The sequence below is a fragment of the Mammaliicoccus sp. N-M50 genome, from assembly GCF_022386995.1.
Taxonomy (GTDB): Bacteria; Bacillota; Bacilli; order Staphylococcales; family Staphylococcaceae; genus Mammaliicoccus; species Mammaliicoccus sciuri_A.
Map to the genome: position 1 here is coordinate 174,084 of NZ_JAJNJA010000006.1, position 12,504 is coordinate 186,587.

Annotated in this window: 12 protein-coding genes; 5 read left to right on the top strand and 7 right to left on the bottom strand. The window is 35.0% G+C overall.

Going from position 1 to position 12,504, the window contains the following annotated elements; translation table 11 throughout:
- Window positions 1–507 precede the first annotated feature (507 nt).
- The 3 genes from LQ622_RS10740 to tadA all read right to left on the bottom strand — a co-directional run bounded on the left by LQ622_RS10740 (window position 508) and on the right by tadA (window position 2,587).
- Complete coding sequence (locus tag LQ622_RS10740; RefSeq protein ID WP_037589932.1) at window positions 508–1,086, bottom strand: NADPH-dependent FMN reductase; 579 nt, start codon at window positions 1,084–1,086, stop codon at window positions 508–510.
- A 104-nt stretch (window positions 1,087–1,190) separates the two neighbouring features.
- Window positions 1,191–2,060, bottom strand: coding sequence for a Cof-type HAD-IIB family hydrolase (locus LQ622_RS10745; RefSeq protein ID WP_107576865.1), 870 nt, complete (start codon window positions 2,058–2,060; stop codon window positions 1,191–1,193).
- A 59-nt stretch (window positions 2,061–2,119) separates the two neighbouring features.
- On the bottom strand, window positions 2,120–2,587 hold the full coding sequence (gene tadA, locus LQ622_RS10750; protein ID WP_037589959.1) for a tRNA adenosine(34) deaminase TadA: 468 nt from the start codon (window positions 2,585–2,587) through the stop codon (window positions 2,120–2,122).
- Window positions 2,588–2,670: 83 nt separating this feature from the next.
- Here tadA and LQ622_RS10755 point away from each other — a divergent pair, with 83 nt between their 5' ends.
- Together LQ622_RS10755 and LQ622_RS10760 are read left to right on the top strand one after the other, a co-directional pair.
- Complete coding sequence (locus LQ622_RS10755; RefSeq protein WP_204255789.1) at window positions 2,671–3,285, top strand: deoxynucleoside kinase; 615 nt, start codon at window positions 2,671–2,673, stop codon at window positions 3,283–3,285.
- On the top strand, window positions 3,275–3,943 hold the full coding sequence (locus LQ622_RS10760) for a deoxynucleoside kinase (RefSeq protein ID WP_239775116.1): 669 nt from the start codon (window positions 3,275–3,277) through the stop codon (window positions 3,941–3,943). Before LQ622_RS10755 ends, LQ622_RS10760 begins: the two co-directional genes overlap by 11 nt.
- A gap of 49 nt (window positions 3,944–3,992) precedes the next feature.
- Here LQ622_RS10760 and LQ622_RS10765 read toward each other — a convergent pair whose 3' ends face one another.
- The 4 genes from LQ622_RS10765 to LQ622_RS10780 form a co-directional block, all read right to left on the bottom strand.
- On the bottom strand, window positions 3,993–4,703 hold the full coding sequence (locus LQ622_RS10765; RefSeq protein ID WP_239763340.1) for an HAD family hydrolase: 711 nt from the start codon (window positions 4,701–4,703) through the stop codon (window positions 3,993–3,995).
- A 70-nt stretch (window positions 4,704–4,773) separates the two neighbouring features.
- The gene (locus LQ622_RS10770; RefSeq protein ID WP_025904875.1) at window positions 4,774–5,868 is read right to left on the bottom strand and encodes a branched-chain amino acid aminotransferase; all 1,095 of its coding nucleotides are present in this window, start codon (window positions 5,866–5,868) and stop codon (window positions 4,774–4,776) included.
- A gap of 106 nt (window positions 5,869–5,974) precedes the next feature.
- A complete protein-coding gene (locus LQ622_RS10775; protein WP_239775118.1) occupies window positions 5,975–6,937 on the bottom strand; it encodes an L-threonine 3-dehydrogenase in 963 nt (320 codons plus the stop codon).
- A gap of 628 nt (window positions 6,938–7,565) precedes the next feature.
- Window positions 7,566–8,753 (bottom strand): glycine C-acetyltransferase, encoded by a 1,188-nt coding sequence (locus tag LQ622_RS10780; protein ID WP_025904873.1) that lies wholly within the window; start codon window positions 8,751–8,753, stop codon window positions 7,566–7,568.
- Window positions 8,754–8,906: 153 nt separating this feature from the next.
- Here LQ622_RS10780 and LQ622_RS10785 point away from each other — a divergent pair, with 153 nt between their 5' ends.
- From LQ622_RS10785 to LQ622_RS10795, 3 genes are read left to right on the top strand one after another with little or no spacing between them, the layout of a single operon-like run.
- Window positions 8,907–10,076 (top strand): amidohydrolase, encoded by a 1,170-nt coding sequence (locus LQ622_RS10785; protein ID WP_239740189.1) that lies wholly within the window; start codon window positions 8,907–8,909, stop codon window positions 10,074–10,076.
- Window positions 10,077–10,078: 2 nt separating this feature from the next.
- Window positions 10,079–11,278 (top strand): amidohydrolase, encoded by a 1,200-nt coding sequence (locus LQ622_RS10790; RefSeq protein ID WP_025904871.1) that lies wholly within the window; start codon window positions 10,079–10,081, stop codon window positions 11,276–11,278.
- A complete protein-coding gene (locus tag LQ622_RS10795) occupies window positions 11,262–12,437 on the top strand; it encodes a M20 metallopeptidase family protein (protein ID WP_239763342.1) in 1,176 nt (391 codons plus the stop codon). Before LQ622_RS10790 ends, LQ622_RS10795 begins: the two co-directional genes overlap by 17 nt.
- The last annotated feature ends 67 nt before the right edge of the window (window positions 12,438–12,504 follow it).

A 12,504-nucleotide genomic window follows, 5' to 3' on the forward strand; every position in this document is an offset into this window, starting at 1 on the left:
ATTTTATTTATCGGCCTGCAAATCCTGTTTTCGGGTCGATAAATTTTTTTATCGGCCTGTAAATCCCGTTTTCGGGTCGATAATTATTTTTATCGGCCTGCAAATCTCGTTTTCGGGTCGATAATTTTATTTATCGGCCTGCAAATCCTGTTTTCGGGTCGATAAATTTATTTATCGGCCTGCAAATCCTGTTTTCGGGTCGATATTTTATTTTATCGGCCTGTAAATCCTGTTTTCGGGTCGATAATTTTTTTATCGGCCTGCAAATCCCATTTCTGGACCGTTAATTTTCCGTACCGGCCCGTATTTCTCGTTTCTGGACCGGTAAATTTTCGTATCGGTCCATATTTCTCTTTTCTGGACCGATAATTTTCCGTATCGGTCCATATTTTCCGTTTCTGGACCGATAATTTTCCGTATCGGTCCATATTTCTCACTCGCATCCCGACATTTCCATCTTTCTCTATAAAGAAAAGAGCAACAGCCTAAGCTGTTGCTCTCCTCTTATTATGAATTTACTTCTTCTGTTTCAATCCATGGGTTATTTTGTATTAATTTTGTGATTTGTTCTGTAAATAATTTAACGCGTAATTTAATATCATCTACATCTACATAATATGTGCCGTCTTCTGTTTTACCATAGTCTGCATCTTGTGTTGAGATTTGAACTGGCACTGCGATACCTAATAAGTTTCTCATAATAATACGTAAATGTGATAATGGTTCTGTACTGCGCATACCACCACTGTTACATATTAAGCCAACAGGTTTCATTTTAAATTGATCCATCGTTAAATGATCTAATGCATTTTTCAGTATACCTGAATATGAACCGTGATAATTTGGCGTACCGATAATAATTGCATCGGCTTCTTCAGCTTTCTCACGTAATTCATTTACATTATCTTTAACGCGTTCGTCATTTAAATGCTTGCCTGATACATCTAAAAACGGTATTGGTTTATCATATAAATCAAACAATGTTACTTCTGCACCTTGTTCTTCTAAATTACCTCGAACAAATTGTGCTAGTGCATGTGTATGTGAATATTGTTTTGCGCTACCTACAATAAGTAATACTTTCAATGTTGTCACCTCAAAATTTTAATGATTATCATTACCGACCATTATAACATACAAAAAAAGTATGAATTCAAATTTATAGAAAAATCATTCTTTTGGACGATGTTTTAGCGGTCATAATCTTTGAGTGCATGTATAATCGCTTTACCTACACCACTATGTTCATTAGTGTCTGTAACATAATCTGCTATCTCTTTAACTTCGGGTGCACCATTTTCCATGGCAACTGCATAGCCTGCTTTTTCTAACATAGAAACGTCATTTAAATTATCGCCAATTGCCATTACGTCTGACATTGGGATGTTTAATTGATTTGCGATTTCTTCTAAAGCGATACCTTTTTGAGCATCTGAATGCGTAATTTCGATATTCCCTCTTGATGATGAAGATACAGCTAAACTTTTTGATTCTGAAATTTCAGCTTTGGCTCTATCAATTTTAGATAAGTCACTCGCGAATGCTAATATTTTCAAAATGATTTCGCCTGGTCTATTTTCGATTTCATCGTAGCTATCAACAGTTTTTAAAGTACCGTTGTCAATTCTACTTTGAATGTTGGCACGAATTTTCTTAACATCTGCTTTTTGACCTGCTTTTTCAGCGATATCAACGTAGATTTCTAAATCTTTTTCTGGGTCTTCTGTATATATACCGAAGTTTGTATATACTTGATAATAAATATCTTCTTTATTTAAGACGCCTGTGATTTTGTTGATTAATGGACGTGTTAATTTAGATGTATGAACGATGTTGAATTCTTCATCTCTTACTTCTGCACCATTTAAACAAATATATGGTAATGTTAAATCTGTTTTTTCAATTGGACTGTTTGCTTCATAAAATGCTCTACCCGTAGCTATAACGACAGTTATCCCTTTAGATTGTGCATACTTTATTGCTTCATAATTTTCATTAGAAACTTCATGTGCAGCGTTTAATAAAGTACCATCCATATCTGTTGCGATTAACTTAATCATGAAAGTAACCTCTTTTCTTTATATTCAACATAAATTTTAACAAATAACCGTAATAATCTCTATGAATCTGTATTATTCTGCTTGATTTGTTTTTTTAAAATCCTTTTTTCCTTAAAAAATGTTCGTAACATATCTCCACATTCTTGTTCGAGTACTCCTCTTTCAACTGTTGCTCGATGATTGAATCGTGTATCTTCTATTAGATTCATTAAGCTACCACTACAACCACCTTTTAAATCTGTCGCGCCGTATACGACATGAGGAATTCTACTCATAACAATAGCGCCTGAACACATCACACAAGGCTCTAACGTAGCATATAAAGTTGTCTCTTCAAGACGCCATGAATTAAGGTGCTTGGCCGCTTCTTGTATCGCTATCATCTCAGCGTGCGCTACAGGACTTTGATCATGTTCTCTTAAATTATGCCCTCTGCCAATTACTTCATCTTTATAAACAATTATTGCGCCAATCGGTACTTCATCCATTGCCCAAGCTTTTTTTGCTTCTTCAATTGCAAGTTTCATATATTTTTCATGCACGTCACATTTCACTCCGTTTAATTTGTGATAGAATAGGTATGTCTATTTTAACATCTGGAGAGATATATATGAAAAAAACCTTTATCGCAATTGAAGGACCAATCGGCGTCGGGAAAAGCTCTTTAACGAAAAAGCTTGCTGAAGCGCTCCATTACACTGAAGAATTTGAAATTGTTGATGAGAATCCATATTTAAGTGATTTTTATGACGATATTTCTAAATGGAGCTTTCAAACCGAAATGTTCTTCTTGTGTCATCGTTACAAACAGTTAACCGATTTAGAAAATATTAATGGTATTGTGAGCGACTATCATATCTTTAAAAATAAGATTTTCGCTAAAAACACATTAAATGAAACTGAATTTGATAAATTTAGTAGAATTTATGATATCTTAACTGAAGATATTCGCATGCCTGACCAAATTATCTTTCTCGATGCATCCCTCGAAGTACTTCAACAACGAATTGCCCATCGAAATAGATCGTACGAAACTCAAATTGAAAATGATTATTTAGCTCAACTTAAACGTGACTATAATCAATTTTATGAAGAAGTAAAAAACGAAATTGATGCTATTCAAATCGATACTTCTCAATTAGATTTCGTGAATAACACCGCAGATTATCAACAAGTCTTAAACTTATTACAACCTTTGATTGGAGAGATTATACATGACAAATAAAGTCATACCAAATGATGCTATCATCACTATTGCTGGTACTGTTGGTGTTGGAAAATCATCTTTAACACAAGCACTTAGCGAACGACTAAATTTCAAGACTTCTTTTGAGAAAGTCGATAACAACCCTTATTTAGAAAAATTTTATCACGACTTTGAACGTTGGAGCTTCCATCTACAAATTTACTTTTTAGCAGAACGCTTTAAAGAACAAAAGAGAATGTTCGAATATGGTGGCGGATTTATCCAAGACCGTTCAATATATGAAGACGTTGATATATTTGCTAAAATGCACGAAGAACAAGGCACAATGACTGAAGAAGATTATGCGACGTATAGAGAATTATTTGAAGCAATCGTTATGACACCTTACTTCCCTAAACCAGACGCATTAATCTATTTAGAATGTGACTATAATGATGTCATCCAACGTATCCAAAGACGTGGACGTCAAATGGAAATCGAAACAGATGAAGCATATTGGAAAAAATTATTCTCACGTTATGATAATTGGATTAACAACTTTACAGAATGTCCAGTTGTACGTGTAAATATTAACGACTATGACTTATATGAAGATCCAGATTCCATTAACCATATTATAGATAAAATCGCGCATGTCATTGAGACACATCGTTCAATCGATACACGCGTGAAATAATAAAATGGCCATAAACATGCTGTTATAAGCATATTTATGGCCATTTATTTTATTTACTCCATTCCGCTTCTTGTGCGTAAAATTCATTAATATCTTGATAAATAAAGTCTGCATCTGATAAATCTTCTTTATTACCCGTACCGCTCAGAACGCCAATAACTTTCTTGAAGTGTGCATTCTTACCCATTTGTATGTCTGTTGGTGTATCGCCTATAATCACAATTTCGTCTGGTGATACGTTCCATTTTTCATAAAAGTCTTCTACCATTTTTGGATTTGGCTTTTGATAACCGTTAATAGATGCTGTTATTTTTTCATCTATTAAATGACCTACACCTGCATCTTGAATAAATCTATTTGTCCCGTCGATATCATCACTTGTAATAATTGCGATTTGGTATGATTTCTCTTTAAATGCGGTTAATGTTTCTACCATTCCTTCTATAACGATTGTTTCTGGCTCGTACTCTGCGATTAAATCTTTGCTCAGTTGTACTGTCCAGTCTTCAATTTCTTTTGGATCAGCATTTTCTGCAAATTGTGTAAACACACGTACGATATCAGCTAATGTTCCTGATGCTAATATACCACTTGATAGAAATTGTCCATCTACATATCCTAACGCTTCTTGTAATGCTTGTTTTTGCTCTATATGATATTTCTCAACAAAGCGATCGATCATCACAAGTGATATTTCAGACCATGTTTCATCAAACTTAAGCAATGTCCCGTCTTTATCAAATAATAACCATTTAATCATCACTTTACTCCTTTAAAAAAGAGCCTGCTACAGATACTGTCTCAGACTCTCTTCTTATTATTGAATTTATTTACACAATTTCAATGTGGCTTTCTTGTCCTACAACAACTCTCCAACCATGTTTATCTTCTTTCTTACCTGTTTGGATTGCTGTATATTCATCAAATAACGTTTGAGTAACCGGACCGATTTCATTATTATTAATTGTAATTTCAGCTTCTTCGTATTTTAGGAATCCTACTGGAGAAATAACTGCTGCAGTTCCTGTCCCGAAAATTTCTGTTAAACGACCATCATGATGAGCATTTATAATATCATCAATAGATAATCGTTTCTCTTCAGTTTCATAACCTAACTCTCGAGCAAGTTCGAGAACTGTTTTACGTGTAATACCTGGTAAAATACTACCATTCAACTCAGGTGTTACAACTTTGCCATCGATGACGAAGAATATATTCATACTTCCGACTTCTTCGATGTATTTTTGTTCAACGCCGTCTAACCATAATACTTGATCAAATCCGAGTTCATTAGCACGTGTTTGCGCGATTAAACTTGCTGCGTAGTTACCACCACATTTAGCAAATCCAACGCCACCTCTTACAGCACGTACATATTCATCTTCAACATATATACTTGTTGGTTTCATTTGATCATCACCGTAATAAGCGCCTACTGGAGAAAGTATTACTAAAAATTCGTAGTCCGTAGAAGAACGCACACCTAAGTATGGTTCAGTTGCATATACAAATGGTCTAACATATAAAGATTGACCTTCTCCACTTGGAATCCAATCGCGCTCTAAATCAATAAGTTGAATTAAACCGTTTAACACTTTTTCTTCATCGATTTGAGGCATTTCAAGTCTTTTTAAAGATAAATTAATTCGCTTGAAATTTTGGTCAGGTCTGAATAACGTAACTTCATCACCATCTTTATATGCTTTCATACCTTCGAACACTGTTTGTCCATAATGAAGCCCTTGCGCACTTGGTGACAACGTAATCGGCCCATATGGAATTATTTTAGGCTCTGACCAGCCTTCACCCTGTTTATATGACATAGATAGCATATAATCAGTAAAGATTTCGCCAAAGACCAAATTTGAAAAATCCGGTTTCTCTTTAAGCTGTTCACGCTTTTCTACGTAAAATGTTTCTGTCATAATGATTCCTCCTAGGCTAATTAATAATTAATGTTATCAAGTATATCAGTCATAGAGGCGTTATTCAATGAATTTTTGGAAAATTTAAAAAATATACACAATAAAATTACTGTTTAGCTAAATTATCTTTTTCTTCAATAGCTTTAAGCATTAATGAAGTCATTTTTTCTAAATCATAAGTTGGTGAGAAGTCCCACTCTTCTTTCGCGCAAGTTGAATCAATAGAATTTGGCCAGCTATCAGCAATTGCTTGTCTTTCTGGATCCACATCATAACCTAATTCGAAATCAGGCATATGTTTTTGGATAGCAGCTTTAATTGTCTCAGGATCAACGCTCATTGCGCTCACATTGTATGCATTACGGTTAATTAATCGTGAACTATCCGCTTCCATCAATTTAATGATTGCATCAATAGCATCATCCATGAACATCATATCCATAAATGTACCTTTATCTATATAGCTGTCATATCTTCCTTCTCTGATAGCTTTGAAATAAATTTCCACTGCATAGTCAGTTGTACCGCCACCTGGTTCTTTAACATAAGAGATTAACCCAGGAAATCTCATACTTCTAGTATCTACGCCAAATTTCGTGTAGTAATAGTCACATAATAATTCCCCAGCTACTTTGTTTACACCATACATTGAAGTTGGTCTTTGTATTGTAACTTGTGGAGTCATATCTTTAGGTGTATTTGGTCCAAACGCACCGATTGAACTTGGTGTGAAGAATTGCATATCGAATTCACGTGCTATTTCAAGTGCATTCACTAATCCACCCATATTTATATTCCAAGCGAATAGTGGATTCTTTTCAGCAGTTGCTGAAAGTAATGCCGCCATATGCATTAAAGTATCTGCATTGAAATTTTTAACTAATTCATGAAATCTTTCTTGATCTGTAACATCTAAAATTTCAAATGGTCCATTATTAATTTCGCTATCACTTTCTGGTTCTCTAATATCAGTCGCTAATACATTTTCATTACCATATTTATTTCTTAACTTTATAACTAATTCTGTCCCTATTTGTCCTAACGCCCCAGTGATTATTATCTTTTTCATTTTAAATCCTCCTGTATTGTTGAAATGTTCATTTGTACGCACAAGAAAGACAAAAGCGCTTTCTTCAATGATATTTTACTATATTTTTATCGTTTTGTATACTTCAGAAGTACATTAGAAAGATAAATAAAGTTACCTAATACAAAAAAACAATCGTATTGTAATACATAAGTCGAGAATAAAATGTTAGTTACGGTACGTTTCGTTACAAAAGTACTTAGTTTTATTACTAACGGCTCCCTTAATTACAAAAGTTCAGAGTTTTGTTACTAACGGCTCCCTTAATTACAAAAGTACAGAGTTTTGTTACTAACGCCTTCCTTAATTACAAAAGTACAGAGTTTTGTTACTAACGCCCTCCTTAATTACAAAAGTGCGAAGTTTTGTTACTAACGCCCTCCTTAATTACAAAAGTGCGAAGTTTTGTTACTAACAGCCTCCTTAATTACAAAAGTTCTGAGTTTTGTTACTAACGCCCTCCTTAATTACAAATGTACAGAGTTTTGTTACTAACGCCCTCCTTAATTACAAATGTACAGAGTTTTGTTACTAACTATCGCCTGAATCGCTATAAATTAAAAGCGCATGGGACGTATACATTTGTCCCATGCGCTTGATGAAATATTAATTATAGTAATCCTAATTCTTTACCGATTTTTTCATAAATATCAATTGCTTGATCTAATTGTTCTTTAGTGTGAGCAGCTGTTGGCATGTTTCTTACACGGCCTGTGCCTCTTGGAACTGTTGGGAATACGATTGCTTTCGCATACACACCTTCGTCCATTAATCTCTTACTAAATGTTTGAGCTTTTTTCTCTTCACCGATAATTACAGGTGTAATTGGTGTTTCTGAATGACCGATATCAAAGCCTTTTGCTTTTAAGCCTTCTTTTAAGTAATTAGCGTTATCCCATAATTTATCATGTAATTCTGTAGAGGCCATTAATTTTTTCACTGATTCTGTAATAGCTTTAGTATCCCCAGGTGCTAATGAAGTTGAGAATAAGAATGGTCTTGAAGCAACTTTTAACCAGTCGATTAAATCTTTAGTACCAGCTACATAACCACCTACAACACCAATTGCTTTTGATAGTGTTCCGATTTGGAAATCAATTTTGTCTTGAAGCCCGAAATGTTTAACTGTTCCTGCGCCTTTACCCATTACACCAGAACCATGCGCGTCATCAACATATGTGATTAAACCAAATTCTTCAGCAATTTCTACAATTTCAGGTAATTTTGCTACGTCTCCATCCATTGAGAATACGCCATCTGTAATGTACATAACTTTATTATATTGACCTGATTCAACCGCTTCTTTAGCTTTCGCTCTTAAATCATCCATATCTGAGTGATTAACACGAATAATTTTTGCTTTAGATAAACGACAACCATCAATAATTGAAGCATGGTTTAATTCATCAGATAAGATTGCATCATTTTTATTCATAACAGCTGAAATAGCAGCCATGTTACAGTTAAAGCCTGATTGGTATGCGATTGCACTTTCCGTACCTTTGAACTGAGCTAAAGTTTCTTCAAGTTCTCTGTGTAAGTCTAATGTACCGTTAATTGTACGTACTGCCCCCGCACCTACACCGTGAGAATCTATCGCATCTTTAGCAGCTTTCTTTAAATCTTCATCTGTTGCTAATCCAAGATAGTTATTTGAAGATAAGTTAATGTAATTTTTACCTCCAATTGTAATCTCAGCACCATTTGCACCTTCAACGACATCAATCTCGTTATATAGGCCATTGTCTTTTAATTCATTTAAATTTGTTTGTAAGAATGAATCTAATGTTTGTACCATTTAAACCTTCTCCTTTAGCACTTTTTCTCAATCATAACACATCAAAATCAAAGAATTAAGCGTTATCATCTCAAATTGAATTGTTTAAATTTTCTATAAATTTTGCTACAATTATCATATTATATTTTTAAAGAACTGAAAGAAGGTTTATGAATGGTTAATTGGAAAGAAGAAGTAGATAAAAAATTCGATCGACTTGTAGACATCAGAAGATATATGCATAAAAATCCTGAACTATCCTATCATGAGGAAAAAACTCATGATTTTATTTTATCTGAATTAAAAAAACTAGATAAATTAGAGATTAAAGCGCCAGTCGGGGAACGTGGTATTGTCGCTAAATTAACAGGGAATGAACCTGGACAAACAATCGCATTTCGCGCTGACTTTGATGCTTTACCTATTCAAGATGAAAAAGACGTACCTTATAAATCGACTGTTGATGGTGTAATGCATGCTTGTGGTCATGACGGTCATACCGCTACACTCTTAACATTCTGTGAAATACTGCATGAACATCAACATTTGCTTAAAGGGAATGTTGTTTTTATTTTTCAATATGCAGAAGAATTAAGTCCTGGTGGTGCTAGTCCAATGGTTGATGATGGCGCATTAGAAGGTGTGGATAAAGTTTATGGAAACCATTTTTGGAGTGGTCATGAAACATCTTCAATTAAGACACGTCCTAATGAAATGATGGCATCACCTGACTACTTTGAAGTGACCATTCAAGGTAAAGGTGGTCACGGTGCTAAACCTCATACATCAATCGATCCAATTGTAATCGTTGCTGAATACATTTCTAGCATCCAAAAAATCATTTCTCGAAACTTAGACCCAATAGATCGAGGTGTGATTACAGTTGGGAAAGTAGATGCGGGTACTGCATTTAATGTTATTAGTGATACAGCTACTTTAGCGGGTACTGTTAGAACATTTAAACCAGAAGTTAAAGACACAATAGAAGCTGAGCTTGAACGTGTCCTAAAAGGAATTTGTTTAGCCAATAACGCGACTTATGACTTTGAATACCGTAGAGGGTATCCTACAGTCGTCAATCACGAAGAACAATATGAAGTGGTTAAAGAAGCTGCTGAGCGCTTAGACTTAACTTATGAAGACATCCCTCCTATGATGATAGGTGAAGATTTCTCATACTACTTACTTAATCGTCCTGGTTGTTTCTTCCTAACAGGTAGTGGTAATGAAGATAAAGGCTCAACTGCCCCTCATCATCATCCTATGTTTGATTTAGACGAAGAAGCGATGAAGACGACAACGCAAATGTTTATTCAAGTACTTGAGATAGAAGGTGTTCTATAAGAATGAAAAATATTTTATTACAAAAAGTTGAAGACTATTATGATGAAATGATTGAAATCAGAAGATATTTACATATGAATCCAGAATTATCTTTTGAAGAAGTGAAGACACCTGCTTATATTGCACATTACTTAAGAGAATTAGGCATTGACGTTCGTGAAGGTGTCGGTGGACGCGGTGTTGTAGGTACATTAAATAAGGATAAAGAAGGTCCTACATTAGCGATTAGAGCTGATTTTGATGCATTACCTATCCAAGATGAAAAGGAAGTACCTTACAAATCAACTGTTGATGGTGTCATGCACGCTTGTGGTCACGATGCCCATACGGCTGTATTGTTAATGACTGCGAAAATTTTATCTGAACATAAAGATGAAATTAATGGTCGCGTTGTCTTTATTCACCAACATGCTGAAGAAGTCGATCCTGGTGGTGCTATTCAAATGATTGCTGATGGGTGTTTAACAGGCGTTGATGCGATTATCGGGCAACATGTATCTAGTCATTTAGATGTTGGTAAAATCGGCTATAAATACGGTACAACGACAGGTATTCCGGATGACTTCTGGATTACTTTGAAAGGTAGAGGTGGACATGCTGCTCATCCAGATCAATTAATTGATCCACTCGCTGCAGGTATACAATTATGTAACGATTTACAATACATTGTTTCACGTAAAACAAGTGCACTCTCTCCTGCCGTTTTATCCATTACAATGTTCAATGCTGGAGAAACGAATAATGTCATACCAGATACATGCAAAATTGGTGGAACGATTAGAACTTTCGACTCAGATACACAAAATAGTGTCATAGAAGGGTTTAAGAAAGTATTAGAAGGCATTGCGACTTCTACTGATGTTACTTACGACTTGAAATATAGTAAAGGGTATCCCCCTGTCATTAACACGGAACGTGAAACTGATCTTATATTAGAAGCGACTAAAGAAATTGATAGCGTTGAAGAACTCGTAGAATTAGAAGCAAGTTTAGGTGGAGAAGATTTTTCTTATTATCAACAGCGTGTTCCCGGTGCATTTTTCTATACAGGCACAAGAAACGAACATTTCAAAGCTGACTTCCCTCATCACCATCCAAAGTTTGATATTGATGAGCAAGGCTTAATAAACGCTGTACGCATCTTCTTACTCACAACATTTAAGTTTATGGAAAGGAATGATATTCATGACATTAACGACTGAAGTTAATCAATACATGGATGAATTAATAGAAATTAGAAGACATTTACACCAGCATCCCGAACTTTCTTTTCAAGAAGAAAATACAAAGAAATACATAGCTGATTATCTTGAAAACCTTGGAATTGAAGTTAAAAGAGATGTCGGTGGTAATGGCTTGTTAGGTTATATAAAAGGCGGACATGAAGGCCCAACGATTGCATTAAGAGCTGATTTTGATGCATTGCCAATTCAAGACGAGAAAGATGTACCTTATAAATCTAAAGTCGATGGTGTGATGCATGCTTGTGGTCATGATGCGCATACAGCAAGTTTACTCATCACTGCAAAAATACTTAAAAAGCATGAGCAAGATATTCATGGGAATGTCGTGTTAATCCATCAACACGCTGAAGAGTCACTTCCAGGTGGCGCTAAAGCGATGGTAGAAGCCGGTGCACTCGATGGTGTGGATTATGTCTTCGGAACACATACAGCAAGTCATATTGAAGCGAATAAAGTTGGATTTTGTTCTGGACCAGCATATGCTGCAGCTGATTCATTTGAAATTGATATACAAGGACTAGGCGGACATGGTGCTATGCCTCAACTAGCTAAAGATCCTATCGTTGCTGCATCTTCATTGATTGTCCAAGCACAAAGTATCGTTTCAAGAACAGTAGATCCTTTAGAATCGGCTGTCGTAACGTTCGGAACATTTAAAGGTGGTAATGCATTCAATGTAATCGCAGATAAAGTTCAATTATCAGGCACTATTAGAACATATTTACCATACGTTAAAGATCAAATTAAAGAACGTTTGAACGGTATATTAAACGGTATCGAATCAAGTTATGGTGTTAAATGTCATTTGAAATATCACGATGGCTATCCACCAGTAGTAAATCATGAGAAAGAAACAGAATGGGCTAAAAAACTTGCATCAGAAATTGATTCAGTTGAAGAAGCTTTCGATTTCCCTCCTTCTTTAGGTGGCGAAGATGTTGGTTATTTCTTACAACATGTTCCAGGAACATATTTCTTTACTGGTGTAGGTAACGAAGCACTTAAAGCGACTTATCCGCATCACCATCCAAAATTCGATTTAGATGAACAAGCACTACAAAATAGCGTCAAATTATTCTTATCTATTATTGAACATAGTGATGAATTAGAAAAATAAGCAATAAAAAAACCGAGACAACTTAATGTCTCGGCTTTTATTTTGTTTAATCAAGTTTGTTCAATAT